Here is a 26875-nt window from a genome sequence, read left to right as displayed (position 1 = left end):
GTCGGGGATTGCGCGATCATTGTAGGAGCGGCCTTGTGCCGCGAATGGGCTGCAAAGCAGCCCCCTCGAGCCCGACCCTGTATACTTGCCAGCTGTCCCAGTCTTCGAGGTACCGCCATGCCATCTGCCATTTCCACTGACGTGCTGATCGTCGGCGCCGGGGTCGCAGGCCTCTGGCTCAATGCCCGCCTGCGCCGCCAGGGCTACTCGACAGTGCTGGTGGAACGCGCCAGCCTTGGCGGTGAGCAGACGATCAAGTCGCAGGGCATCATCCACGGTGGCACCAAGTACGCCCTGCACGGTGCCCTGACCGGCGCCTCGGAAGCCATCGCCGATATGCCGCGCCGCTGGCGCGAGGCCCTGGCTGGCGACGGCGAACTCGACCTCGGGCGTACCCGCCTGCTCTCCGATGCCCACTACCTGTGGTCACCCGGCACCCTGGCCGGCAACCTCACCAGTTTCTTCGCCAGCAAGGCCGTGCGCGGCCGGGTCGACCAGGTCAAGGGCGACCAGTTGCCGCCCGCGCTGCAGGACCGAGCCTTCAAGGGTAAGGTCTATCGCTTGGCAGAACTGGTAATCGATGTCCCGAGCCTGCTGGCCAACCTGGCCGCGCTGGCCGGCGACTCCTTGCTGGCAGGTGAGCGAATCGAACCCTTGCGTGAGGGTGATGCCTTGGTCGGCCTGCGTGTGGATGGCCGCGACATCCGTGCCCAGCGCATCGTGCTTAGCGCCGGTGCCGGCACCGAGGACCTGCTGCTTGCCCTGGGCCTGGACCAGCCAGCCATGCAAACCCGCCCGCTGCACATGGTCATGGCCAAGGGCCCGAACCTCAAACCGTTGTACGCCCACTGCCTCGGTGGCGGGCCCAAGCCACGGGTTACGGTGACCACCCACCCCGCCGCCGATGGCCAGTGGGTGTGGTACCTGGGCGGCGACCTGGCCGAAGCCGATGGCGTAGCGCGCGAACCTGCAGCGCAGATTGCTGCAGCACAAAAGGAAATCGCCAACCTGCTGCCGTGGGTTGACCAGAGCCTGGTGCGCTGGGCCACCCTGCGCGTCGACCGCGCCGAACCTGCGCAATCGGGCCTGGTACGCCCGGACAACGCCTTCCTTGCCGACCAGCAGCGCCTGCTGGTCGGCTGGCCGACCAAGCTGGCGCTGGCGCCGGACTTCAGCGACCGGGTCATCGCCCACCTGGAGCGCGACGGCATCCGCCCGCAGGCACAAGCCGACCTGGCCGACCTGCCACGCCCACCGCTGGGCGTTCCAGCCTGGGAGCAACTGCTGCCATGAGCCTGCCCACCCTGCACGACTTCCACCGCCCGCTGGGCAGCACCGGTTTCCAGGTTTCGCCACTGGGCCTGGGCACGGTCAAGCTGGGCCGCGACCAAGGTGTGAAGTACCCCACCGGTTTCACCATCCCCGGCGATGACGAAGCCCGCATGTTGCTGGCCCAGGCCCGCGAGCTGGGCATCAACCTGATCGACACCGCCCCCGCTTATGGCCGCAGTGAAGAACGCCTGGGCCCGCTGCTGCGCGGCCAACGCGATGAGTGGGTGATCGTCAGCAAGGTCGGCGAAGAATTCGACAACGGCCTGTCGCACTTCGACTTCAGCGCCGCCCACACCCGCCGGTCTGTGGAACGCAGCCTGCGCCGCCTGGAAACAGACCGCATCGAACTGGTGCTGGTGCATTCCGACGGCAACGACCTGGCGATCCTCGAACAGCAGGAGGTGTACCAGACCCTGGCGGCGCTCAAGCAAGAGGGCAAGATCCTCGGCTTCGGCCTGTCCGGCAAGACCGTGGCCGGTGGCCTGAAAGCACTGGAACAGGGCGACTGCGCCATGGTTACCTACAACCTCAACGAGCAGGCAGAACGCCCGGTGCTGGACTACGCTGCCGAACACGGCAAGGCCATCCTGGTAAAGAAGGCGCTGGCCAGTGGGCATGTCTGCCTGGCCCCGGGCGTTGACCCGGTGCAGGCAAGCTTCGAGCTGCTGTTCGCCCATCCGGGTGTCAGCAGTGCTATCGTCGGCACCATCAATCCGCTGCACCTGGCCCACAACGTGGCCACCGTCGCCCGCATCCTGGGCCAGCACTGAGTTGCCCCTGGCCCAACAAGGGCCGGGAGAATGACCCGACGCAAGGAGGAGCCTCGTGGCGCGAACGCTGATCCGCAAGAACCCGAGCAACTTCAAGACACTGCCACTGCATGTCGAAGCCACACCCGAAGGCCTGGCGTACCAGAGCATCGGCATGCCGCTGAACTTTGCCCAGACCCAACAGCGGCGCAAGGCCATCCAACTGCCCGACACGCAGCGCTTCGTGGTCGAACTGGCCAACCTGGGTGTGTCGGTGCGCCTTACCCTGCATTGGCAAAACCGTGACTACTGGGTGTTGGTGCGTCAGCGTCGGCAAGACCGGGGCGACGTGGTGCTGAAACTGATTTCTGGCTATGTACCCGCGCAGGAGCTGAACCTGCCGTTGCACACGGCCGTTCAGGAAGTGGCCGAGGAATGCCTGCTGGAAACCCCGGAAGGCTGGCTGGGCGGGCGCTTCAACGATACCTGGCTGCCTGTCCCGTACGCCGCTGCCCTGCACTACCGCGAAACACCGCCCTTCCTGCTGGCCCCGGAGTCCGGCGCCGCCCGGCCCGTGCACTGCGGCAACCTGATGCTGCTGGAGCGGCCAAGGGCCTATGTGCACTTGCCCACTGCTTCGCTGCAACTGATCTACGACATGCGCCTGCAGGTGCCCCGTGAAGCCAAGAAACTCAGCCTGTTCCACGTCGATGAGCGGCTGGAGGGCGGCCAACTGGTAGCGCGGCTCAACCGCAAACGGCCAGACCTGTACCTGATGCCGTTGAAGGACGGCCACCCGCTTGCGGAGCTGTATACGCTGAAGAAGGACGAGCTGGTGCCGGCGAGCACACGCGGGCTGTACCTGGCCGAAAGTTTTGCCCGGCAGGAAGGCTGGGTAGTGACGGACGAGCGGGTACGCTGGAAGGACTGGGTGAAGCAGCAGGGGTTGGTGGAGAGCAAGCCGGCGCGGGCGTCGCACCTGCAGCGCTTTGGCGACAAGGCGCGGGCACTGCTGGAGCGGGCGCGTACTAGCCTGAACAAGTGATATTGGGGCTGCTTTGCAGCCCGTTCGCGGCACAAGGCCGCTCCTACAGGGACCGCGTTAACCATGGCTTACGCGACCCCTGTAGGAGCGGCCTTGTGCCGCAAAGCGGCCCCAGCGGTATCAGTTCTTGCGAATCTTCTCGACAATCGCCGTGGTCGAGCTGTTCTCGACCAGGCCCAGCACCTTCACGGTGCCGCCGTACGCCTTGACGATATCGGCACCCACCACCTGGTCGATGCCATAGTCGCCACCTTTGACCAACACATCCGGCTTGACCTGGCTCAGCAGGTTTTCCGGCGTGCCTTCAGGGAAGCTGATTACCCAGTCCACCGCGCCCAAGCCGGCCAGTACAGCCATGCGCCGGTCGACGCTGTTGATCGGCCGACCCGGCCCTTTCAGGCGGCTGACCGAGGCGTCGTCATTGACCGCGACGATCAGGCGATCACCCTGGGCCCGCGCCTGTTCCAGGTAGGTGACATGCCCGGCATGCAGGATGTCGAAGCAGCCATTGGTGAAGACGATCTTCTCGTTGTGCGCCCGCGCGTCATCGATGGCCAGCAGCAGTTGCTCCAGGCCCAGCACGCCGCGCTCGGAACCTTCCTCACGCTGGATCGCCCGGCGCAATTCCGGGGCACTGATCGCAGCCGTACCCAGCTTGCCGACCACGATGCCGGCCGCCAGGTTGGCCAAGGCCACCGCGTGGGGCAGGTCCTCGCCAGCCGCAATGGCCGCCGCGAGGGTGGAAATGACGGTATCACCGGCACCGGTCACATCGAACACTTCACGCGCCCGCGCCGGCAGGTGCAGCGCCGGCTGGCCAACGCGCAGCAGGGTCATGCCGTGCTCGCCACGGGTGACCAGCACGGCGCCCAGGTCCAGGTCCTGCAGCAGCTGCAAGCCTTTGGCGACCAGTTCGGCCTCATCGGCGCAACGGCCGACGATGACCTCGAACTCGCTGAGGTTCGGGGTGATCAGGCTGGCGCCGCGGTAGATGGAAAAATCCTTGCCCTTGGGGTCGGCCAGCACCGGAATGCCCTTGGCCCGCGCCGCCTGGATCAGGCTTTGGTGATTCTTCAGTGCGCCCTTGCCATAGTCGGACAAGACCAGCACCTTGACGCCTTCGAGCAGGCTGTCGACTTCGGCACCCAGCGACAGCGGGTCGGTGGCGAACGGCTCTTCGAAATCGATACGCAGCAGCTGCTGGTGACGGCTCATGACCCGCAGCTTGACGATGGTCGGCTGGTGCGCGATGCGCTGGAACACCGAGCGCACGCCCGCAGCCTGAAGGCTGTTGGCGAGGCTGTCGGCGGCCTCGTCCTGGCCGGTAACGCCGATCAGCGACGCCGGTGCGCCCAGGGCGGCGATGTTCAAGGCAACGTTGGCCGCGCCGCCGGGGCGATCCTCGATCTGATCGACCTTGACCACCGGCACTGGCGCTTCAGGCGAGATACGCGAAGTACCGCCATGCCAGTAGCGGTCGAGCATGACATCGCCGACCACCAGAACCGGGGCTTGATCGAAACGCGGCATGGACAACTTCATGGGCAACCCATATGGAAATAATGAACAGGGGCAGGATATTAGCACAGGGTAGACGACGGCTTTATGGCCAGATCGCCCCCGGAAAATTCCCGTGACAATCGGGGCCGTTACGGCCCCGATCAGGGAGGACTCAGGTGATATCGGCCTTGACCGGCTCATCCAGGCCCATGGCATGCAGGCGGGCATAATGGCCATTAGCCGCGAGCAGCTCGGCATGGGTGCCACGCTCGACCAGACGGCCCTGGTCCATGACCAGGATCTGGTCGGCCTTCTCGATGGTCGACAGGCGGTGGGCGATCACCAGCGTGGTGCGGCCTTGCATCACATGGTCCAGGGCAGCCTGGATGTGCCGCTCGGATTCGGTATCCAGGGCCGAGGTAGCCTCGTCGAGAATCAGCAGCGGCGCGTTCTTCAGCAGTGCCCGGGCAATGGCCAGGCGCTGGCGCTGGCCGCCGGAGAGCAGCACGCCGTTTTCACCCACGTCGGTGTCGAAGCCCTTCGGCAAGCGGTCGACGAACTCCTTGGCGTAGGCATCGGCCGCAGCGGCTTCGATGTCTGCGCGCGGGGCACCCGCCAGGTCGCCATAGGCGATGTTGTTGGCCACGGTGTCGTTGAACAGGGTGACGTGCTGGGTCACCTGCGAAACGTGGCGGCGCAGGTTGCGCAGGCGGTAGTTCTCGATCTCCACGCCATCGAGCAGGATCTGCCCCTGGTCGTGGTGATAGAAGCGCGGAATCAGCGCCGCCAGGGTCGACTTGCCGCTGCCCGAGCGGCCAACCAGGGCGATCATCTGCCCGGGCTCGGCGACAAAGCTGATGTCGCTCAGCACTTCACGCTCGGTGCCCGGGTAGGTGAAGCTCAGGTTGCGCACTTCCAGGCGCCCTTCCACGCGTTCCTTCTCGACAGTACCGGTGTCCAGCTCAGGCTCTTCGTCCAGTTGCTCGAAGATGCTTTCTGCACCCGCCAGGCCCTTCTGGATGGTAGAGCTGACTTCCGACAACTGGCGAATCGGCTTGGGCAGCAAGCCGGCAGCGGTAATGTAGGCCACCAGGTCACCGGCGGTAGACTCACCGCGCAGGAACAGCACCAGGAACATCAGCGCGGCCATGGCGCTGTAGATCACCAGCTGCAGCATCGGCGTGTACAGCGAGCCGGTCTTGGTCATGCGCAGCTGCTTGTCGGTATTGCTCTGGCTGGCCCGGCTGAAACGCTGCTCCTCGTAGGCCTCGCCGCCGAAGCTGCGCACCACGCGGTAACCCTGAATGGTTTCCGAGGCGACGTGGGTGACGTCGCCCATGGCCACCTGGATCTTCTTGCTCTGCTTGCGGAATTTCTTGCTGGCAATGCTCACCATCACCGCAATGACCGGGAGGATGGCAACCATGACCAAGGTAAGGTGCCAGTTCATCCACAGCAGGTAGGCAAACAGGAACACCACGGTCAGGCCTTCACGGATGACCACCTTGATGGCATCGGTGGCAGCACCGGTGACCATGGTCACGTTGAAGGTGATACGCGAAATCAGGTGCCCGGAGTTGTGGTTGTCGAAGTAGCGGTTGGGCAGCACCAGCAGCTTGTTGAACAACTCAACGCGCAGGTCGTGCACCAGACAAAGGGAAACCTTGGCCAGAAAATAGTTGCCAAGGAACGACCCCAGGCCCTGCCACGCCGCGATCAGGATGATCAGCAGCGGCACCGCCTGCAGCAATTGCAGGTCGCGCAGGTAAGGGACGTTGGGGAACAACACTGCTTCAGGGTTGCTCAGCCCGTCGACAAAGTACTTGAGGATGCCGGCCAGCATCGGCTGGGTCGAGGCAAAGATCACGAAACCGACAATGCTCAGCAGGAAAATGCCGACATAGGGTTTCACATAGCTCAACAGCCGGAAGTAGATCTTCAGGCTGGAGGTGTGCTCCGCTGGTCGCGGTGTTTCGGCCATTATCGAGCTCGCTGTTCAGGTTGAACCGGAAATTTTACCACAGGCGTCATTTTCGGCACGCCCCCATGGCAGCATCATGGCAAGGCCGACAGGCAGCCAGCTGATGAACCATTCTGCACGTGGCGTACCGGTGAGGCTGGCGGCATCGAACTGCATGGCCAGGGTCGAGTAGACCCAGAAGCCCAGCAGGATCTTGCCGAACAAGGTGGCGCGGGCGCGGATGATTTCACCCAGGGTGTACAACCACACCATGATCCACAGCAACATGCCAGGCAGGCCCATCTCCACGGCAACGTGGGTGAACATGTTATGGGTGTGGTCAAAATGTCTGCCCACTGCACTTACGTTGTAGGCAGCGCCCAGGCCCAAGCCGGTCCAGGGGTGCTCGGCAATCATGTCGACCACGGCATGGAAAATTTCCGGCCGGTAGGATGAGCCGCGCAGCGCGATCAGGTCGTACACCGCATAGAAAGCCAGGCCGGTAGCAATGACTGCCAGGAGGGAAAACACCCGGCTGTGGCGGTCACGGAACCACAGCGGCGCCATGATGACGGTGAGCACCAGTGCCATGAGCGCGCCACGGCTTTGACTGAGCATGGCAAACGCCCCCAGGCAAACCAGTGCCAGCAGCCACAACAGCTGCTGACCACGTTGCCGAGGTGGGTCATAAAGCATGAAAAGCACGGCCGAACCGACCACATAGGCGCCCAGAATAGGATGCGAAATCTCGCCGATACCAGCCAGGCGGGTCAGCAGCGACTTGCCCTGTACCCCATAGAAGTTGATGATCGAGACCAGCGCAGCAATGGCCAGCAGCCCGCTACCCAGCAGCAGCAACTGGCGAATCCGCGCCTGGCCCAGCTGCGCCAGCAATGGGAAAGCGAGCAGGAATACCAGAATGTAGAGCAGGCGCTTGATCTCGCGCCCCCAGTCCTCTGCGGGCGACCAGGCCAGGCTCACGCCACTCCAGGCCAACAGCAGCAGCAAACTTATCCACAGCGCCGGTTGACGCTTCCAGGCTTGCACCAGTACCGCGCGGGCAGACCACGCCAGCACCAGCGTTGGCAGCCACAGGAACAACACCAGGCCTTGCTGATAAATCTTGTTGCTCGGTGCCAAGGCAATCGCCGCCAGGAACCAGACCAGACCCAAGCCTAACCAGGCCCGTGTCCAGTTTTTTTGATACAACATCCTTTTCCCCCGATGAATCAAAGACACCATCCATGGTGCTACCGCATTATTTTCGGCATTATTGCCGGTCATTTTGCTCGCCAGACGACAAGGCTCTATTCATGCAATGCTCCCGGCTCACCCAGGTCGACTTCGATCAGCTGACACAAGGCGCACAGGTGCTTGAGGCAGACAGCCATGGCGCCAAAGTCTACCTGCTCGCGGATGGTAATTTCCTCAAGGTTTTTCGCAGGAAGCGGCTGATTTCATCTGCGCTGCTGCGCCCCTACTCGCAGCGCTTCGTCGATAACGCCGCGCGCCTGGCGCAACTGGGCATCCCCACCCTCGAAGTGATCAGCCAGCACAAGCTCGACCTGCCAGGCCGCACCGCCGTGCTGTACCGCCCGCTACCCGGGCGTACCTTGTTGCAGATGTCGCGCGATGAAGGCTTCAGCTGGGACACTTACCTGCCGGAACTGATCCAGCTGGTTCGCCAGTTGCACCGCAGCGGCGTGTATTTCCGCTCGCTGCACCTGGGCAATGTGGTGGTCACGCCTGACCAGCAACTCGGCCTGATCGATGTGGCCGACATGCGTTTCCTGCGCCCGCCGCTGTCGGCACGCATGATTCGGCGCAATGTGCAGCACATGGTGCGTTATATCGAGCGGGAGAACCTGGGTGACAGGTTCCCCCTCGCCGCCTTCGAAGCAGCCCTGCTGGCGCGCTGACCTTCAGTTGCGCAACAGGCTCTGCGAGCCGCTGCAGAAGGCCTGCCAGGCCTGCTCCGGCGCCAGCGCCTGGCGCTGCCTGGCGGCTACCGCCGAGGCGCCGAGTGCCGTACAGCGCTCAATCGCCTCAGCCCAGGCGCCTTCGTCGGCAATGGGCAGGTAGCCACCCGTATCGCGCAACTGCTCACGGAACACCTGCAGGTCACTGCACACCACCGGCACATCGGCCATCACTGCCTCTTGCACCACCAGCCCGAGGCCTTCGGAGCGCGAAGGCACCAATAGCCAGTCGAATGCCCGATACAGCTGCTGCAGGTCTTCGCGGTGACCGCGCAGGTGCACACGCCCGGCAAGGCCCAGCGCGTCGATACGCGCCTGCAGCACGGCATGCTGCGGCCCCTCACCTATGATCGCCAGCTGCAGGCCCGGTTGCCGTGCACTGGCCTTGGCGAATGCCTCGATCAGCATTTCGAAGCCTTTGCTCTCTACCAGCCGCCCTACCGCGCCCAGCATCACCCCGTCGGCCTGAGGCAACTGCAGGGCCTGCCTGGCCTGGTCCCGGCTCAGCAACGGCTCAACGAACGCCAGCGGATCGAGCGCCATGCGCAAGGTTTGCACTGGCCTGCCCAGGTCATGCTCCAGCGATTCTGCCAGGGTATGCGACACGGCCGCGATGCTCAGCCGCTCGGCCGGGAGCATCCGCAGCAGGCGAATATCGCTGCTGTTCAAGCGCGTCTTGCCATGGAACAGCACCTTGGCCCGCACCTGGGGAATGTTCTGCAGCAGCGGCAGCACCAGCCGCGCGACACCAATACCGTCGAGCAGCACGATTTCTGCCTTGGCCTCGGTCAACGCCTTGCGCAAACGCATGCGCAACCACGGCCGCAGCAGGCGCCACAGGTGTCGCCCTTTCAGCGCACGCGGCGGCATGTGCCACTCCCGGGTCGAACCGAGCCCACAGCACAGCCCGCTACCCAGCAGCAACCAGTTACTGATCCGGGCATCGGTACCGGCGTGCGACAGCACTTGCCGATGTACTTTGTGGATGGACATGTACGGCGTTCCGCCCGCCCACATCATATTGACGATGTTCATGGGCCCTCTCCCGCTCATGTCAGGTGGGACAGCGACTTCATTGAACAAAAAGGGTGATACCCATGCCGATCACGGCACCTGTCACCAGCGTCAATGCCAGTTTGATCCGATCACGTTGGCGACGCTTGGCCTTGCGCTCCACTTCTATGGGCAAGGTCACGTGATTGCCAAATCCAGTGTGCAATACTGCATCACCCTCCAAGGTGACCGCTGTCAGATTTAACTCAGCGTAGCGTCGGGAAAGCGCCTTCTCTCCAGCATAGGCGGCAAATGGCGCACAGCGCTGGTAATCGCTCAATCGACGCAGGCCAGGGTTGAGCGAAAACGCTTGCCATTCGGCCTTGTCGGACAGCAGCGGGTAGCACGGCACACCGGCGATGATCTGGCGATCGCCCAGGTGGATGTACGGGCTGTGGACGGCCAGGTCATGGGCATGGCTGCGCAGCCATACCTGCAACAGGTTGGGGCTGACATCCAGGATGGCCCGCGAGTCTTCGACAAAGCCCTGGCGGTAGAAATGCCAGTCGTCTTCGCAGTGGAAGATGTACGGCGTCTTCACGTGGCTGTAGGCCAGGTCGATTGACGGCAACTGGCCGAGCTTGGGCCGGTTGACGAACACCTTGCAGTACGGTTTCCAGTGCTCTGGCACAGCGCCATGCACGGCATCGTCACCGGAATCTTCGGTGATGAACACTTCGCGAACGGGCGCAGTGTTGTAGCGATCGAAACTCTCAAGGGTGTCTTTGAGCAGATCGAACCGCCCACAACTGGTCACGACAAGCGTGACGTCACTCTCTTCTGAAAAGCGCACCGGACTCCCTCCGCATTGCGACTATCGGCTTTCAACACCCGCTCCTGGGCGCGAAAGCTCTTATTTAGATGCCCAGCTTCAGGCGCAGCCGCTGCCACGCAGACAACGGCGGGTGGGGCCTGAGCGCCGGGCGCATATGGTCGACGATGCTACGTCCAACTGCGGCGAAACTGAAACGGGAAACCGCCAGATGGCGGCCATTTTCTGCAATCTGCCGGGCCAGTTCAGGGTCTGTCCGCAAACGGCGGAGCTTTTCCTGAAGGATCGGGATGTTGTCATAGAACACCACGTTGTGCATGTCCTGCAGGCCCAATGCGCGGTTTTCTTCCTCGCCCTGGTCGTACGCCAGCAACACACAGCCACAGGCCATGGCTTCGAAGTTCTTGATCATGTATTCGCCCATGCCGACGTCGGCGCTGACGAAGAAACGAATACGGTTGAGCGTGTTGCAATAGTCTTCACCCGACTTGGTGCGGGTTACCAGCAGGTTCTCGACCTGCCCCAGTTCGCCCAGCAACGCCTTGCGACCACTGTAGGCCACGCTGTTGACACTGCCGACGAAGGCCAGTTCGATGTCGCGCTCACGCCCCTGGTCAGTCAGCAGTTGCTCGTCGTAGCCCTTGGGCACGAACACCGCGTCAAAACCTTCCTGGCGCAGGCGCTCGCTGACCATGTAACCAGAGCTGATCACCCGCGCCCATGGCAATTGGCGGTAATGAGCGCTGAATTTTCCGGTGTACTTGCACGGAATGTAGTTCTGGTAGGCGTCGTGCTCGAGGATGACCAGGTTGGGTACGGTGCGGATGAAGGCCACCTGGCGGATTTCCTGCTTGAAGCGCAGGAAAAACACGATGCGATCATAGCGCTCGGCCTGCACTTCGCGCTTGAAATAGCGACGCAGGTTGCGCTGGTCTTCGCTGGTCAGCCAACGCAGGTCGCACTCGCAGTTGGCCGCGACGCCATCGTACAGGCGGTCGAGAATCGCCCGCTGTTCCTTCTGCACCAGAAATAGGACTTTCATTGCTTTCCTTGGGCGCTCTGCGCCATCGCGGTCAACCATGCGGCGTGCTTACAGCTCGCGCCGCCAGAACATCTCGTGTCGGCGCACGGCCTTGCGGAAGAACTCGTTCTCCCCGTAAGGCGACGGCCGCCGCCCGGCCAGCCAGCGCTGCAGCAAGCGGCGCAGGCGGCGCTTGAACGGCGAGGGCGGCTGCAGGTCGTGCATCATGCCCAGGGCCATGGCCTTGTCATGCTGGGTAGCCAGGTTCAGCACCAGGCTGCAAGGTGCCCAGGCCTGCGCAGCACTCAACTGCGGAGGCAAGGCCACGCCATCGCCGCTGTCGCCCATGGGCCAGCGGTCGTTGTCATGCAGGTGGTTGGCATAGCACAGCAGGGTTTGCGGCTGCCAGGCCAGGCCCTGCAAGGCTTCAAGCACCGCTGCCTGAGCGCAGATGTGATCAGGGTGCGGGTCGAGCTGCGGGTGCGGCATCACCAGTACTTCTGGCTTGGCCATTTCCAGCAGGGCACGCAGGTCGGCCAGCAGGTTGTGCCAGGTTGGAGCGCCATCGCGGTCGGCCGGCAGCGGGAACGGGTTGAACTGGCGGAACACGCGGATATCGGCGAGGTCGGCTTCGCGGGAGGCGGCCGGCTGGTCGGGCGCGGCCTGCATGGCAGGCAGTTGCAGGCAGAAGTAACCCAGTTGCACGCAATGCGACTCCGGCACACCGGCCCAGCGCGGTACGGCGATGCTGTCCCAGGCGCGCAGGCGACCCTTCAGGCGCGCGGCCTCGGCCTTGGCCAGGCCCATCTGCTGGTAATGCTCGGCCTCGATTTCACCGGCGGTCAGGGTCACTACCCAGGTTTCATCTGCCTGGCTATAAAGGCCATACGCAGCCAGCTCGGCGTCGTCGGCATGCGGCGCAATCACCATCACCCGGCGCCGTTGCAGCTCGACCGCCGGGGTTATCCACAGGCGTGGCTCGCCCAGCAGCCGGCAATGACGACCACGCAGGCGCAACGTGCCGGCTTGCAGCGGCGCAGCCAGGCCGGTCAGGTTGAGAAAGCGCACGCCATCGACGCCACGCTCGAAGGTTTGCCGGTCGGCCTGCTCAGCCGCCACCAGCACAACCTGCGGGTCGAAGAACCGCCCGAGCCAGCTGGCTTTTACCCGCAGCTCAAGCACAAGGGTTTCATCGCCCTGTAGCTCGCAGTCGGCCTTGAGCACGCCATCGTGCAGGCTGGCAGCAACCTGCCGCGCCTGGTCACCGAAGTCGTAGGCGTAGTCCTCGCCTGGCGCATAGAACAGGTGGTCGGCAAACCAGGCCTCGTGGGCGGCCCAGAACAGCGGCAACAGCAATAGCGGCAGCCACCACCAGGCCAATACACCGAGGGCGATCATCGCAACCAGGCCGGCCAGCAAGCCCAGGCGCTTGTTGCGCCGGTGGCGCTTGAGCAACTGCTGCTTGCGGCTCACGCCTGATACACCGGCACAGGGTTGCACCAACGGTCCTTGTATTCGCGGTCGGCACGGCCGAACGAGAAGCGCAATGGCTTGTTGCGCGCCCGGGCATCTTCCCAGGCGGCCTGGGTATTGAGGAAGCTCAATACGCTGCCGGGGCTGAAGGCCTTGGTTTCAGGGTCTACACCGCCATTGATGTACTCGACGCTGACCCATTCCGGCGCTTCGACGCGGTACACCAACTGGATGGCAATCGGCTTGCCGTCCAGCATCAGCACCGAGCCGATCAGCAGCTCGCGCAGGCGCTCCAGCACCTCGGCCATGCGCTCGGCGCCGGTGGCCGGGAAGCCCCAGCGGCGCTGGAACAGGTCGCAGTACATGCTGGCGATTTCCTGCGCACTGAAGTCGCTGATCGGGCGTACCACGCCACCCGCCTCTTCCAGCAGGCGCAGTTCGCGGCGCTGGTTGTAGCGGAATTTTTTCGACAGGTCTTCGTGTGCCCGCGCCATCGCCAGCTGTTCCTTCTGCGCCTTGAGCCCACTGAAGCGGCCTTGGTTCAGTTCGGACAGGTAGCGCGCGGTATGGCGCAAAGGTGCTGCGGCATCGGCCGCCGCGGGCAGGATGATTTCGGCATTGCCCAGGTCGAACAGGGCTTTTTTGCCGGCACGCTTGAGCACGTCCTTGGCCAGCGCCAGGTGGCGCCCCCAGGTCGGGATGGCGGCTTTCAGCTCGCCGGCCTGGTACCAGCCCAGGTAACGCACCGGGATCTGCGCCAGGTCAGCCAGTTGCTCGACCACCAGCGGGTGGGTGGCAACACTCCCACCAAAGCGCGCCCACGCCTCGGCATAGGCCTTGGCGTCGATGGTTTGCCAACCGCGCTCGCGGAAGGCCTGGATACGATTGAGCATCAGGCCTGCCCCACCAGCGCACGTACCTGCGGCAGCTGCCAGAAGGCCTCGCGTACCGCTTGATCGGAAAAGCGCTCATGCAGGCGTTGCAGCATGTGCCCGGCACAGGCCTGGCGCTGTTCAGCGTCCAGCGTGGCCATATGCTTCAGCCCCTGAGCCAGCTGTGCGGCATCGCCCAGCGGGAACAGCACACCCACGCCTTCAACCACTTCGCGCGCCCCGCCGCAGGCCGTGGCCAACACCGGCACGCCGGCAACCATGGCTTCGAGCAGGACCATGCCGAACGGCTCATGGTCGGAGCTCAGGGCGAACACGTCAAAGGCCTGGAAGTAGCGGCGTGCATCCGGCACCTGGCCCAGGAAATCCACCTCCCCGGCAATGCCCAACTCGGCGGCCAGGGCCTTGAGGTCGGCCTCCAGCCGGCCCTTGCCGAGGATCGCCAGACGCGCGCCAGCCGGCAGCCCGGGCAGCGCCTGGGCAAAACCACGCAACAGCGTGGCCTGGTCCTTGTCCGGGTGCAGGCGCCCGACGTTGCCGACGACCCACGCCTGCGCATCCAGGCCCAGGGCCTGGCGGGCCTCGGCGCGCGGCACCAGGGCCGCTTGCAGGGCGTCGATGTCGATGCGGTTGTACAGGGTCTGGATGCGTTCGGCCGGCCACTGCGGCAGGCAGCGGCGCATGTCGTCACGCACCGCGTCCGACACGCCCAGCAGGCTCAGGCGCTTGCTGAACAGGTTGGCGAACAGCCGACGGCCTTTGCGCTCATAGTCGCCAAAGGCATGGTGCACGCCAATGACCGGCAGGCCGGTACCCAGCAGGGCCACGTAGATGGGCTTGAAGCGGTGGGCGATGCAGAAGGCGAAATTGCGCTCGGCTGCGATGCGTCGCAACGCCCGGATGGCGCCAAGCTTCAGGCCACGCACGGCCTTGGAGCTGAACTCCAGGAACAGCACCTCGTCCGACGCGCAGCCGACCGCTACCTGCGGGTCGGCTGCACCGGTGAGAAACACCGTGGTGACCTGGTAGCCACGCCCCTGGAACAGGCTGGCGTACTGACGGGCGCAGTCGAGGAACGGCCCGTCATAGCCATGGCAGAACTGCAGGATGCGCGGTTCAGAGCGGCTGGTCATACGCGGCCGCGCCGTCCTTCACAACCAGGATGTCTTCCATGATCAGGTACTGCAGGTCCGAGCCAAAGAACATGTTCAGGGCGTCGGTCGGCGAGCAGATCATCGGTTCACCACGGCGGTTCAGCGAGGTGTTCAGCGACACGCCGTTGCCGGTCAGGTCTTCCAGCGCCTTCATCATGTCGTAGTAGCGCGGGTTGTACTCGCGCTTGAGCACCTGGGCACGCGAAGTACCGTCCTCGTGTACCACTTCCGGTACGCGGGTCTTCCACTCTTCAGCCACTTCGAAGGTGAAGGTCATGAACGGCGCCGGATGGTCGACCTTGATCATCTGTGGGGCGACGGTGTCGAGCATCGACGGGCAGAAAGGTCTCCAGCGCTCGCGGAACTTGATCTGGTGGTTGATGCGGTCAGCCACCCCTTCGACGCTCGGGCAGCCGATGATCGAACGGCCACCCAGGGCACGCGGGCCGAACTCCATGCGGCCCTGGAACCAGGCCACCGGGTTGCCATCGACCATGATCTGGGCGATCTGCTGCGGCATGTTATCGAGCTTGCGCCACTTCGGCTGGTTCGGGTGGCGGGCGCAGGCGGCGATCACGTCTTCGTTGGAGTACGACGGGCCGAGGTAGACGTGTTCCATCTTCTCGACCGGTACGCCACGGGCGTGGGACACATAGGCTGCGGCGCCAACGGCAGTACCGGCATCGCCGGAGGCCGGCTGGACGAACAGCTCTTTCACGTCCGGGCGGGCGATGATCTTCTGGTTGAGCTTGACGTTCAGCGCACAGCCGCCGGCGAAGGCCAGCTTGCCGGTTTCACGCAGGGTGTCGCCCAGGTAGTGGTCGATCATCTGCAGCGCCAGCTTCTCGAACAGCGCCTGCATGCTGGCCGCGTAATGAATGTAAGGCTCGTCGGCGATATCGCCTTCGCGCTTCGGGCCCAGCCATTCGATCAGCTTCGGCGAGAAGTAGAAGCCCTTGCCCTTCTCTTTATAGCGGCGCAGGCCGATGACGTTGGCGTACTCGGTGTTGATCACCAGTTCGCCGTTTTCGAAGCTGGCCAGGCGCGAGAAGTCGTACTTGCTGGCGTCGCCATACGGCGCCATGCCCATGACCTTGAACTCGCCGTCGAGCATCTCGAAGCCGAGGAACTCGGTGATTGCGCCATACAGGCCGCCCAGGGAGTCCGGGTCGAAGAATTCCTTGATCTTGTGGATCTTGCCGTTTTCGCCGTAGCCAAAGAAGGTGGTGGCGTATTCGCCTTTACCGTCGATGCCAAGGATGGCGGTTTTTTCCTTGAAGCCCGAGCAGTGGTAGGCGCTGGAGGCGTGGGCCAGGTGGTGCTCGACCGGCTCGATCTTGACCTTTTTCGGGTCGAAGCCCAGCTGCTCCAGGCACCAGACGATCTTCTTGCGGTAGCGCTTGTAGCGACGATTGCCCATCAGGATGGCGTCGAGGGCGCGATCCGGGGCGTACCAGTAACGCTTGGCATAGTGCCAACGCGCCTTGCCGAACAGGCTGATCGGGGCGAACGGGATGGCTACCACGTCGACGTCGGACGGCTTGATGCCTGCCTGCTCCAGGCAGAACTTCGCCGACTCGTAGGGCATGCGGTTCTTCGCATGCTTGTCACGCACGAAGCGCTCTTCTTCGGCGGCGGCAATCAGCTTGCCGTCAATGTACAGGGCCGCGGAAGGGTCATGGCTAAGGGCGCCGGACAGGCCAAGAATCGTCAATGCCAAGGGATTAGCCTCTTCATTCGGTAAAAATGCGCCAGCGGCCTCTTGGGCGGGTGGCGGCTAAAGGGCGGGATTATAACGCAAACATCAGGGACTGCGCGGTCGTTGTAGGAGCAGCCTTGTGCTGCGAAGAGGGCCTAAAGGGCGACGCAAATGCATGGCCTGTTCCGGCCTCTTCGCAGCACAAGGCTGCTCCTACAAAAACTGTACAGCCACAACCTGGTTACTCGGCAATCAGCCAGTCCATGCGGTAGCTACCGTCCGTCTGCGCCAGTTCCTTGGCCAGCCACGGCAGCAGCTCCTTGAGCTCTTCTTCCAGGCCCCACGGCGGGTTGGCGATGGCCAGGCCCGAGCCATTGAGACCCTGCGGGCTGTCCTGGTGGTGCACATACAGCTCGACCCGCAGCAGCTTCGGCGCGCCGGTACTGGTCAGGTCCTGGTAGTAACGCGTCAGCGAGCGCTGGTCCTTGATCGGGTACCAGATGGCCGCGACGGTCTGGCGCATGCGGCTGATCGCCTCTTTCATGGAATTGGTGCAGCGCTTGAGCTCATCGGCCTGCTCGAACGGCGGGTCGATCAGCATGATCGCGCGCTTTTCCTGCACTGGCAGCAAGGCCCGCGGCACATGCCACCCTTCGCCCAAGTGCACGACCACACGCGGGTCTTTTTTCATGTTTTCTTTGAGCAGCGGCCCGTCTTCAGGGTGCTTCTCGTTGAGCAACGCGCGATCTTGCTGGCGCATCAGGCGGCGAGCCAGCTCAGGCGAACCGGGGTAGTAACGCAGCTCACCGTCGGCGTTCAGGCGCTTGATCACGCGCAGGTAATCGGCAGCCATGGCCGGCACATCATCACGGCCCCACAGGCGGGCGACGCCTTCCAGGTACTCGCCGGTGCGGGTTGCCTGGTCGCCTTGCAGGTCGTACAGGCCGAGCCCTGCGTGGGTATCGATGTAGGCGAACGGCTGCTCCTTGCGCGACATCAAGGCGATGAGGCGGGTGAGCACGATGTGTTTGAGGACGTCGGCGTGGTTGCCGGCGTGGAAGGCGTGACGATAGTTCATGGCAACTCCTGCGAAGGCGGCAAGTTTACCTTGCCTTGCAGGCGGAGTCAGGCCTGGCTGCTGATCGGCGGCGCCTGCTTCGCGAGTGAGCCCGCTCCCACAGGGGCTGCACAGCTTTTGAAGGCCGTGGAGTTCCTGTGGGAGCGGGCAAGCCCGCGAAGCAGGCGCCGCCGATTCAACGGGTATTACTTGTCAGCGTGATACGCCGCATCGGCAGTTTCGAAGCGCTGCACCATCGCCTGCGACGGGCTGCCCAGCTTGCTCACCAGCACGATGGCGATGCTCGCCAGCAGGAAGCCCGGGATGATTTCGTACAGGCCCCAGGTATCGATCTGCTTCCACACGATCACGGTCAGTGCACCGACCACGATACCGGCCAGCGCGCCGTTACGGGTCATGCCTTTCCACAGCACCGAAATCAGCACCACCGGACCAAAGGCAGCACCGAAGCCGGCCCAGGCGTAGGCCACCAGGCCCAGTACGCGGTTTTCCGGGTTGGCAGCCATGGCGATGGCAATCAGGGCCACGGCCAGCACCATCAGGCGGCCGACCCACACCAGCTCGACCTGCGAAGCGTTCTTGCGCAGGAAGGCCTTGTAGAAGTCTTCAGTCAGTGCGCTGGAGCACACCAGCAGCTGGCAGCTCAGGGTGCTCATTACCGCCGCCAGAATGGCCGACAGCAGCACACCGGCGATCCATGGGTTGAACAGGATCTTGGCCAGCTCGATGAAGATACGCTCATGGTTCTCGGTGACCGGGCCTGCCAGGTCAGGGTTTGCCGAGAAGTAGGCGATGCCGAAGAAGCCCACGGCGCAGGTACCGGCCAGGCACAGGATCATCCAGGTCATGGAGATGCGGCGGGCGTTGGCGATGGATTTCACCGAATCGGCAGCCATGAAGCGCGCCAGGATGTGCGGCTGGCCGAAGTAGCCCAGGCCCCAGCCCATCAGCGAGATGATGCCGATGAAGGTAGCGCCCTTGAACATGTCGAAGTTCGCCGGGTTAACCGCTTCGATGGCAGCAAAGGTGGTGTCGAAGCCGCCGGTGGAGATCAGCACGATCACCGGCGTCAGGATCAGCGCGAAGATCATCAGCGAAGCCTGCACCGTATCGGTCCAGCTCACCGCCAGGAAGCCACCGACGAAGGTGTAGGCGATGGTAGCCGCGGCGCCAGCCCACAGGGCAGTCTCGTACGGCATGCCGAAGGTGCTCTCGAACAGACGGGCACCGGCAACGATGCCAGAAGCGCAGTAGATGGTGAAGAACACCAGGATGACGATGGCCGAAATGATACGCAGCAGGCCGCTGTGGTCTTCGAAACGGCTGGAGAAGTAGTCCGGCAGGGTCAGTGCATCACCGTTGTGCTCGGTTTGTACGCGCAGCCGGCCGGCCACGAACAGCCAGTTCAGGTAGGCACCAACGGTCAGGCCGATGGCGATCCAGGCCTCGGACAGGCCAGAGAAGTAGATGGCGCCCGGCAGGCCCATCAGCAGCCAGCCACTCATGTCGGATGCGCCGGCAGACAGCGCGGTAACCACGCTACCCAGGCTGCGACCGCCCAGAATGTAATCGGAAAGGTTGTTGGTGGAGCGATAGGCGGCGAAGCCGATCAGCACCATTGCCGCGATGTAGATCACGAAAGTGATCGTTAGTGGATTGCCCATGCGTGTGCCCTGGCGTTTGTTTTTATCTCATGCACAACCGCAGCCATGGCGGTTGCACCCAGGCCGCGAATCCTATGCAACAACGTAAAGCAGGTGCAACCATTTTTCATTTGCAAGTTGCACCCGCTTGAGCATTTTTTGTAAAAGCCGCTTTTTTGCTCCTTTTTGGCGCATCAACCCGGTTTTTCAGAATAAAACGCACCGCAAACGCCCCTTTTAAGGGTGTGGAAATGTCTGTCAGACGAGTTGCACCTTTTACACAAAAAATTCGGGTTGCACCTGGTTGCACCCGAATTGTCCTACAGCTACTCTTGGCGCCAGCTTAGGCCACAGCCGTGGCAATAACGAGGATAAGAAATGGCGACGACCACCCTTGGGGTCAAACTCGATGACCCGACCCGTGAGCGACTCAAGGCAGCTGCGCAGTCGATTGACCGCACGCCCCACTGGTTGATCAAGCAAGCGATCTTCAACTACCTGGAGAAGCTCGAGGGTGGTGCCACCCTGACCGAACTCAACGGCCACGCCACCAGCCTGGCTGATGACGCCGGTGATGTTCAGGCCGACCACAGCCACCAGTGCTTCCTCGAATTTGCCGAAAGCATCCTGCCGCAGTCGGTACTGCGCTCGGCGATCACCGCCGCCTACCGCCGCCCCGAGCAGGAAGTGGTGCCAATGCTGCTGGAGCAGGCGCGCCTGAGCGCCCCGCTGGCCGAAGCCACCAACAAGCTGGCCGCCGGCATCGCCGAAAAACTGCGCAACCAGAAGAGCGCTGGCGGCCGTGCCGGCATCGTCCAGGGCCTGCTGCAGGAGTTCTCGCTGTCGTCCCAGGAAGGCGTGGCGCTGATGTGCCTGGCCGAAGCGCTGCTGCGCATCCCCGACAAGGGCACCCGTGACGCGCTGATCCGCGACAAGATCAGCACCGGCAACTGGCAGCCGCACCTGGGCAACAGCCCGTCGCTGTTCGTCAACGCCGCCACCTGGGGCCTGCTGCTGACCGGCAAGCTGGTCAGCACCCACAACGAATCCGGCCTCACCTCCTCGCTCACCCGCATCATCGGCAAGAGCGGCGAGCCGATGATCCGCAAGGGCGTCGACATGGCCATGCGCCTGATGGGCGAGCAGTTCGTCACCGGCGAGACCATCGCCGAAGCCTTGGCCAATGCCAGCCGTTTCGAGGCCAAGGGTTTCCGCTATTCCTACGACATGCTCGGCGAAGCCGCACTGACCGAGCATGACGCGCAGAAGTACCTGGCGTCCTACGAGCAGGCCATCCACTCGATTGGCAAGGCCTCCCATGGCCGCGGCATCTATGAAGGCCCGGGCATCTCGATCAAGCTGTCGGCGCTGCACCCGCGCTACAGCCGCGCCCAGTACGAGCGCGTGATGGAAGAGCTGTACCCGCGCCTGCTGTCGCTGACCCTGCTGGCCAAGCAGTACGACATCGGCCTGAACATCGACGCTGAAGAAGCCGACCGCCTGGAGCTGTCGCTCGACCTGCTCGAGCGCCTGTGCTTCGAGCCGTCGCTGGCGGGCTGGAACGGTATCGGCTTTGTCATCCAGGCCTACCAGAAGCGCTGCCCGTACGTGATCGACTATGTCATCGACCTGGCCAAGCGCAGCCGCCACCGCCTGATGATCCGCCTGGTAAAAGGTGCCTACTGGGACAGCGAGATCAAGCGCGCCCAGGTCGAAGGCCTGGAAGGCTACCCGGTCTACACCCGCAAGGTGTACACCGATGTGTCTTACGTCGCCTGCGCCCGCAAGCTGCTGGCCGTGCCAGAAGCCATCTACCCGCAGTTCGCCACCCACAACGCCCACACCCTGTCGGCCATCTACCACATTGCCGGGCAGAACTATTACCCGGGCCAGTACGAGTTCCAGTGCCTGCACGGCATGGGCGAGCCGCTGTACGAGCAAGTGGTCGGCAAGATTGCCGATGGCAAGCTGAACCGCCCGTGCCGCGTCTATGCACCGGTCGGCACCCACGAAACGCTGCTGGCCTATCTGGTGCGTCGCCTGCTGGAAAACGGCGCCAACACCTCGTTCGTCAACCGCATCGCCGACCACTCGATCTCCATTCAGGAACTGGTCGCCGACCCGGTCGCCAGCATCGAGCGCATGGGTACCCAGGAAGGCAACATCGGCCTGCCGCACCCGCGCATCCCGCTGCCGCGTGACCTGTATGGCAGCGAGCGGGCCAACTCGGCCGGCATCGACATGGCCAACGAACACCGCCTGGCGTCGCTGTCCTGCGCCATGCTGGCCACCGCCCACAACGACTGGAAGGCCGCCCCGCTGCTGGCCTGCGCCGCCAGCGAAAGCGCTGCCGCGCCGGTGCTGAACCCGGCAGACCACCGCGACGTGGTCGGCCACGTGCAGGAAGCCACCGTTGCCGACGTCGACAACGCCATCCAGTGCGCACTGAACGCCGCACCGATCTGGCAGGCCACCCCGCCCGCCGAGCGTGCCGCCATTCTGGAACGCACCGCCGACCTGATGGAGGCCGAAATCCAGCCGCTGATGGGCTTGCTCATCCGCGAAGCCGGCAAGACCTTCGCCAACGCCATCGCCGAAGTGCGTGAAGCCGTGGACTTCCTGCGCTACTACGCAGTGCAGGCACGCAACGACTTCAGCAACGACGCCCACCGCCCACTGGGCCCTGTGGTGTGCATCAGCCCGTGGAACTTCCCGCTGGCAATCTTCACCGGCCAGGTGGCTGCGGCCCTTGCCGCCGGCAACCCGGTGCTGGCCAAGCCCGCCGAGCAAACCCCGCTGATCGCCGCCCAGGCCGTGCGCCTGCTGCTGGAAGCCGGCATCCCCGAGGGCGTGCTGCAACTGCTGCCAGGCCGCGGCGAAACCGTCGGTGCCGGCCTGGTCGGTGACGAGCGCGTCAAAGGCGTGATGTTCACCGGTTCCACCGAAGTCGCCCGCCTGCTGCAGCGCAACGTCGCCGGCCGCCTGGACAATCAGGGCCGCCCGATCCCGCTGATCGCTGAAACCGGCGGCCAGAACGCCATGATCGTCGACTCCTCGGCACTGACCGAGCAGGTGGTGATCGACGTGGTGTCTTCGGCCTTCGACAGCGCCGGCCAACGTTGCTCGGCCCTGCGCGTGCTGTGCCTGCAGGAAGACTCCGCCGACCGCGTGATCGAAATGCTCAAGGGCGCCATGGCCGAAAGCCGCCTGGGTTGCCCGGACCGCCTGGCCGTGGACATTGGCCCGGTGATCGACGCCGAAGCCAAGGCTGGCATCGAGAAGCACATCCAGGGCATGCGTGAGAAAGGCCGTTCGGTCTATCAGGTGGCCATTGCCGATGCTGCCGAGGTCAAACGCGGCACCTTCGTGATGCCGACCCTGATCGAGCTGGACAGCTTCGACGAACTGAAGCGCGAAATCTTCGGCCCGGTGCTGCACGTGGTGCGCTACAACCGCCGCAACCTGGACCAGCTGATCGAGCAGATCAACGCCTCCGGCTACGGCCTGACCCTCGGGGTGCATACCCGCATCGACGAGACCATCGCCAAGGTGGTGGAAAACGCCAACGCCGGCAACATGTACGTCAACCGCAACATCGTCGGTGCGGTGGTGGGCGTGCAGCCGTTCGGTGGTGAAGGCCTGTCTGGCACCGGCCCGAAAGCCGGTGGCCCGCTGTACCTGTACCGCCTGCTGTCGACCCGCCCGGCCGACGCAATTGGCCGCCACTTCCAGCAGCAGGATGGCGAAGGCAAGCCGGACCGTACCCTGCACGAACAGCTGGTCAAGCCGCTGCACGGCCTGAAGGCCTGGGCCGAGAGCAACCAGCTGGCCGACCTGGCTGCGCTGTGCGACCAGTTCGCCAGCCAGTCGCAAAGCGGCATCGCCCGCCTGCTGCCAGGCCCGACCGGCGAGCGCAACAGCTACACCATCCTGCCGCGCGAGCACGTGCTGTGCCTGGCGGACAACGAAGCCGACCTGCTGGCGCAACTGGCTGCGGTACTGGCCGTTGGTAGCTCGGCGGTGTGGGCTGACAGCGAACCGGGCAAGGCCCTGCGTGCCCGCCTGCCGCGTGAACTGCAGGCCAAGGTCAAGCTGGTGGCAGACTGGAACAAGGATGACGTGGCGTTCGACGCCGTGATCCACCATGGCGACTCGGACCAGCTGCGCGGCGTGTGCCAGCAGGTGGCCAAGCGCGCCGGGGCGATCGTCGGTGTGCACGGGCTGTCCAGCGGGGATCACCAGATTGCGCTGGAGCGGTTGGTGATTGAGCGGGCGGTGAGTGTGAACACTGCGGCGGCGGGGGGTAATGCCAGCTTGATGACCATTGGCTGAGGCTGAGGGTTGTTGAGAGAAAGGGAGGGCTTCGGCTCTCCTTTTTTTATGAGCGGTTGTCTTGAGATAGGGTTGGGCTGACAGGTGCTCGCCACAGCATTTTCTGCGCCTGCAAGACCGAGCGCCGCCCGCGCGGCGCATCGCGAACTGCGCTCGCTCCTACGTTTGTTTCGGGCCAATCATGCCTGTGCCAGCGGCGCGCGACCGCCTGGTTTATACGACGCGGAATCGTGTCATGCACCAGGGCGTTCGCGCGCAAATCTCACAGGAACAACTGGCCCGAAACAAACGTAGGAGCGAGCGCAGCTCGCGATGCGCCGCGCGGGCGGCGCTCGATCTCACAGGCGCAGAATTTGTTGTGGCGAACACCTGTCAGCCTTCATGCGATCCGAAGGCGGCCACTCACTGCTTCATGCCCAACTCGGCATCATCCATCAGCGCCTTGGCCATGGCACTCAGGTAATGCGCAGCCCATATCATCATCGGTTTCTCGTCCATCAGCCCGGTGATGGTCAGTTCGCGTACATAGCCCATCAATTCCGATGACTGCTCGCGGGCATCCCTGCACGGAATGCCGGGCTCGATTCGGAACAGTGGATGGGTGCCGTTTTCGCCTTGGTAGAAAGCGGTCTTGCCGACGGTGAACTGGGTGTCTTCTGTTGTCATTGTTCAATCCCCTGAAGTTTCTCGGCTGCCAGGCCCGGCCCTTTCGCGGGCTCGCCCGCTCCCACAGGCACTGTGCAAGCCTTGAAGGCTGTGGTGACCCTGTGGGAGCGGGCATGCCCGCGAAAGGGCCGGCCCTGGCAACACATTAATCAGCCTTAGTGTGAAGTCCTGGGCCCTACGGGCATCTGCACCTGAACCAATGCCGACTCAAGCAAAGCCCGCAGCGCCTCCAGTTCATGCATGGAGGTCATCATCAGGATCGAAGCCGGTGATCTGGGCTGAAGCAGCAACGCCTGATGCACCACGGTGGCTGCGCATAACGCGTAGTCCGTGGCCTGGATCAGGGTGTCTTCAAGGGAATGGGCGTTATAGGGTGGATCGGGGACTATCTTCAGCATTGGATTTTTCTCGGTAAGGACCACCACCATCTGCTGTCAAACAAGAGGGTGGCAGCTGTGCATGGGTTGACAGACCGGCAGAAAAAACCAAAAACCCGGCGCACACGAAGTGCCCCATACACAGCCGCCATAAAGACGAAGGCCATGAGAATTTTCTGGACGGCCTGTCAAAGCCGGTCACTGATTTGGCAGCGACCACCCGAGACTAGGGCCCGATCCAGAGCACCGCAATGGCTGAAGGGGGTTGGGAGTATGTTTGGGAAATGGACTACATGGAATAGGTGAAAACCTTAAATTTCTGCCGAAACCGGCCGGAATGCGGTGAGGCTGGAAGGTGTTCGACTCACCCTTTGCAGCGCCTGTGAGATCGAGCGCCGCCCGCGCGGCGCATCGCGACGCAAGGCCGCTCCTACATCTGTTTCGGGCCAGTCTCTCCTGTGCCTATGGCGCGCGCACCCTGGGTGCATTGCTGGAGATCGATAAAGAGCGACTGCGCCCCCTTCGATATCGCATGGAACACACAAGGCGGACAGCGGTGGCCTCACTGGATGGACTGGCCCGAAACAAATGCGGGACAACAAGTGGCCCCACTGACAGGCATCAAGCTATTGCAATTACAACCAGAGCGAACACCATCATCAACTGAAGCCCAATACCGGGCAGCATCCACAACCAGTTGGCCAGCGTCAGGCGGTTGTTGGATTGCCCCGACACATCCCCCGCACTGAGGTTGATGCCGTTCTGCATCGCGATAAAGAGCATTATCCACGCTGCCTGACACACAAACGACGCCAACAGGACAGCTGCCGGTCGCCCTTCGAGCATCGCGTTGACGGCGACTCCGGTCACGGCCAAAGCGTATTGCGCAAGCGTTAACCCGAGAATGGACCACTCACTGGACTTTCCCGACTCACGAATACAGTCGTTCACCCGCCTCAACAGTGGGTAGATGAAGAGAAAAGCGAAAAAGCAACGCCAGAAAGGGCTAACCTCCTCACCGGTTCTGGTTTTGTGCAGTTTCCAGTTTTGATAAAAGCAATAAAGCCAGTACATGCCAAAGGTAAAGAACCCCATGACAGCCACCTTGCCCGGTGAAACCACGAAGAAAGGCGGTTGTTCAGCTTGATTATCAGCCGTGACGCCATTTGCGAAATCACTCATATGAAATGTTTCCCCTTTGAATACGCGAACGCGCATTCAAAGCCATGGGGTACTCCATCCGCAGCAGTCCGGCGCCAGTGGACTGCGTGGGAAACATCGCTCCAGTTTGTAAGATAAACTGGCGCTTTTTGTATCGTCGTGTGTGGCCGCGCGCGCACGGCGGGATCGGAGGTCTCTGCCCCACACATTACAGCCTTCAGCAGTCCACGCATGGCACGACCGAAAGTGGTCTCTAAAGCATACTCACAAAAATATCTATAATAGATTCCACTGCGGCAAGTAAGAAATTTCCTATTGACATTCCGCTACAATATTGAGCGGGCCAATCGTTGACCTTCAGCGCTGCGCATATTTTCATAACCACTCTCAAAGGGTGGTTGTCATGCGCTGGAAGAACTTAATCATCAACGGCAAAGAACATTGCATGGCACACTTGAGGCCTGCTACCCATTCATTCAACACTGTCTCACGTGTCATAAGCGTGGACTTCATATTCGGATTCCACTGCTTCACCGACAACAAGGACGAAGGCCCGCTACTCACCCACCCTCGATCAAAAGAGAAGCGCAATTTCAGCCAGAGACGCTATGAGTGCTCAAAACAGCTGCCAGAATTCATTGCTCGGCGATTCATCGACGCCAAAGTCAGAGCCCATTTCGCTGGCAAAAATAATCGCCGTTACTTTTGCCTGGACACTTTTGATTACGCGATATTTTTCGAAGTACGTAAATTGACAAATACAAAAGACAACCTCAAGATTAATATAATATCAGCTTATGAGGTAGATCCATGGGGGCGAGCGAGCATGCCTAAAGGCCAACTTCTTAATGTTCGTTATGTATTAGAAAAGCGCAATGAGGGATTGATAATTTAACGGCCTATCAAACTTCTAAAAACCCCACAAACAAAAGGCCCCGAAACGTTTGTTTCGGGGCCTTTTGCTAAATCAGAATATCGGCCTGGCCTTTCA

22 protein-coding genes are annotated in these 26875 nt (G+C 62.8%); 6 read left to right on the top strand and 16 right to left on the bottom strand.

Annotated elements, in window-relative coordinates; all coding sequences use genetic code 11:
• The first annotated feature begins 117 nt into the window (after positions 1 to 117).
• From ABOC32_RS05490 to ABOC32_RS05480, 3 genes are read left to right on the top strand one after another with little or no spacing between them, the layout of a single operon-like run.
• Complete coding sequence (locus ABOC32_RS05490; RefSeq protein ID WP_426810354.1) at positions 118 to 1293, top strand: NAD(P)/FAD-dependent oxidoreductase; 1176 nt, start codon at positions 118 to 120, stop codon at positions 1291 to 1293.
• Complete coding sequence (locus tag ABOC32_RS05485) at positions 1290 to 2102, top strand: aldo/keto reductase (protein ID WP_426810353.1); 813 nt, start codon at positions 1290 to 1292, stop codon at positions 2100 to 2102. Before ABOC32_RS05490 ends, ABOC32_RS05485 begins: the two co-directional genes overlap by 4 nt.
• 55 nt (positions 2103 to 2157) lie before the next feature.
• Positions 2158 to 3126, top strand: a complete 969-nt coding sequence (locus tag ABOC32_RS05480; RefSeq protein ID WP_426810352.1) for a metal ABC transporter ATPase — start codon at positions 2158 to 2160, stop codon at positions 3124 to 3126.
• 120 nt (positions 3127 to 3246) lie between these two features.
• On the opposite strand, the gene hldE is transcribed toward ABOC32_RS05480, so the two are convergent.
• From hldE to ABOC32_RS05465, 3 genes are all read right to left on the bottom strand, one after another.
• Complete coding sequence (gene hldE / locus ABOC32_RS05475; protein ID WP_426810351.1) at positions 3247 to 4668, bottom strand: bifunctional D-glycero-beta-D-manno-heptose-7-phosphate kinase/D-glycero-beta-D-manno-heptose 1-phosphate adenylyltransferase HldE; 1422 nt, start codon at positions 4666 to 4668, stop codon at positions 3247 to 3249.
• 130 nt (positions 4669 to 4798) lie between these two features.
• Positions 4799 to 6607 (bottom strand): lipid A export permease/ATP-binding protein MsbA, encoded by a 1809-nt coding sequence (msbA, locus tag ABOC32_RS05470; RefSeq protein WP_234226660.1) that lies wholly within the window; start codon positions 6605 to 6607, stop codon positions 4799 to 4801.
• A 15-nt stretch (positions 6608 to 6622) separates the two neighbouring features.
• The gene (locus tag ABOC32_RS05465) at positions 6623 to 7798 is read right to left on the bottom strand and encodes an O-antigen ligase family protein (protein ID WP_426810350.1); all 1176 of its coding nucleotides are present in this window, start codon (positions 7796 to 7798) and stop codon (positions 6623 to 6625) included.
• Positions 7799 to 7899: 101 nt separating this feature from the next.
• On the opposite strand from ABOC32_RS05465, the gene ABOC32_RS05460 reads away from it, so the two are divergent.
• Positions 7900 to 8505, top strand: a complete 606-nt coding sequence (locus tag ABOC32_RS05460; RefSeq protein ID WP_426810349.1) for a toluene tolerance protein — start codon at positions 7900 to 7902, stop codon at positions 8503 to 8505.
• 3 nt (positions 8506 to 8508) lie between these two features.
• On the opposite strand, the gene ABOC32_RS05455 is transcribed toward ABOC32_RS05460, so the two are convergent.
• The 10 genes from ABOC32_RS05455 to ABOC32_RS05410 form a co-directional block, all read right to left on the bottom strand.
• The gene (locus ABOC32_RS05455) at positions 8509 to 9600 is read right to left on the bottom strand and encodes a glycosyltransferase (RefSeq protein ID WP_426810348.1); all 1092 of its coding nucleotides are present in this window, start codon (positions 9598 to 9600) and stop codon (positions 8509 to 8511) included.
• A 37-nt stretch (positions 9601 to 9637) separates the two neighbouring features.
• Positions 9638 to 10411 carry a glycosyltransferase family 2 protein gene (locus tag ABOC32_RS05450; protein ID WP_426810347.1) on the bottom strand — a complete coding sequence of 258 codons (774 nt, stop codon included), beginning with the start codon at positions 10409 to 10411 and terminating at the stop codon, positions 9638 to 9640.
• Positions 10412 to 10475: 64 nt separating this feature from the next.
• A complete protein-coding gene (locus ABOC32_RS05445) occupies positions 10476 to 11432 on the bottom strand; it encodes a glycosyltransferase family protein (RefSeq protein WP_426810346.1) in 957 nt (318 codons plus the stop codon).
• 48 nt (positions 11433 to 11480) lie between these two features.
• Positions 11481 to 12884: a PIG-L deacetylase family protein gene (locus ABOC32_RS05440; protein WP_426810345.1), complete on the bottom strand. Its 1404-nt coding sequence runs from the start codon at positions 12882 to 12884 to the stop codon at positions 11481 to 11483.
• Positions 12881 to 13777 (bottom strand): antimicrobial resistance protein Mig-14, encoded by an 897-nt coding sequence (locus tag ABOC32_RS05435; RefSeq protein WP_426810344.1) that lies wholly within the window; start codon positions 13775 to 13777, stop codon positions 12881 to 12883. The genes ABOC32_RS05440 and ABOC32_RS05435 overlap by 4 nt, the downstream gene beginning before the upstream one ends.
• On the bottom strand, positions 13777 to 14907 hold the full coding sequence (locus ABOC32_RS05430) for a glycosyltransferase (RefSeq protein WP_426810343.1): 1131 nt from the start codon (positions 14905 to 14907) through the stop codon (positions 13777 to 13779). The genes ABOC32_RS05435 and ABOC32_RS05430 overlap by 1 nt, the downstream gene beginning before the upstream one ends.
• Entirely contained in the window at positions 14891 to 16648 is a 1758-nt protein-coding gene (locus tag ABOC32_RS05425) for a carbamoyltransferase family protein (RefSeq protein ID WP_264360982.1), read from the bottom strand. Before ABOC32_RS05425 ends, ABOC32_RS05430 begins: the two co-directional genes overlap by 17 nt.
• Before the next feature lie 220 nt (positions 16649 to 16868).
• A complete protein-coding gene (locus tag ABOC32_RS05420; protein ID WP_016501929.1) occupies positions 16869 to 17705 on the bottom strand; it encodes a 23S rRNA (adenine(2030)-N(6))-methyltransferase RlmJ in 837 nt (278 codons plus the stop codon).
• Between the two features lie 185 nt (positions 17706 to 17890).
• Positions 17891 to 19369 carry a sodium/proline symporter PutP gene (putP, locus tag ABOC32_RS05415; RefSeq protein ID WP_426810342.1) on the bottom strand — a complete coding sequence of 493 codons (1479 nt, stop codon included), beginning with the start codon at positions 19367 to 19369 and terminating at the stop codon, positions 17891 to 17893.
• Positions 19370 to 19475: 106 nt separating this feature from the next.
• Entirely contained in the window at positions 19476 to 19658 is a 183-nt protein-coding gene (locus ABOC32_RS05410) for a hypothetical protein (protein ID WP_426810341.1), read from the bottom strand.
• A 68-nt stretch (positions 19659 to 19726) separates the two neighbouring features.
• Between ABOC32_RS05410 and putA the strand changes: the two genes are divergently transcribed.
• Positions 19727 to 23680, top strand: coding sequence for a trifunctional transcriptional regulator/proline dehydrogenase/L-glutamate gamma-semialdehyde dehydrogenase (putA, locus tag ABOC32_RS05405; protein ID WP_426810340.1), 3954 nt, complete (start codon positions 19727 to 19729; stop codon positions 23678 to 23680).
• Positions 23681 to 24082: 402 nt separating this feature from the next.
• Here the strand turns inward: putA and ABOC32_RS05400 are convergent, their stop codons facing one another.
• From ABOC32_RS05400 to ABOC32_RS05390, 3 genes are all read right to left on the bottom strand, one after another.
• Positions 24083 to 24346: a DUF3077 domain-containing protein gene (locus ABOC32_RS05400; RefSeq protein ID WP_043198192.1), complete on the bottom strand. Its 264-nt coding sequence runs from the start codon at positions 24344 to 24346 to the stop codon at positions 24083 to 24085.
• 155 nt (positions 24347 to 24501) lie between these two features.
• Positions 24502 to 24744 carry a hypothetical protein gene (locus ABOC32_RS05395; RefSeq protein WP_426810339.1) on the bottom strand — a complete coding sequence of 81 codons (243 nt, stop codon included), beginning with the start codon at positions 24742 to 24744 and terminating at the stop codon, positions 24502 to 24504.
• Positions 24745 to 25344: 600 nt separating this feature from the next.
• Positions 25345 to 25905, bottom strand: coding sequence for a hypothetical protein (locus tag ABOC32_RS05390; protein ID WP_426810338.1), 561 nt, complete (start codon positions 25903 to 25905; stop codon positions 25345 to 25347).
• A 382-nt stretch (positions 25906 to 26287) separates the two neighbouring features.
• Here ABOC32_RS05390 and ABOC32_RS05385 point away from each other — a divergent pair, with 382 nt between their 5' ends.
• Positions 26288 to 26779, top strand: a complete 492-nt coding sequence (locus ABOC32_RS05385; RefSeq protein ID WP_426810337.1) for a hypothetical protein — start codon at positions 26288 to 26290, stop codon at positions 26777 to 26779.
• Positions 26780 to 26875: the final 96 nt, after the last annotated feature.

The organism is Pseudomonas sp. WOUb67 (assembly GCF_050058005.1).
GTDB classification, from domain to species: Bacteria; Pseudomonadota; Gammaproteobacteria; order Pseudomonadales; family Pseudomonadaceae; genus Aquipseudomonas; species Aquipseudomonas putida_R.
This window is presented reverse-complemented; position numbering and strand designations above follow the sequence as displayed.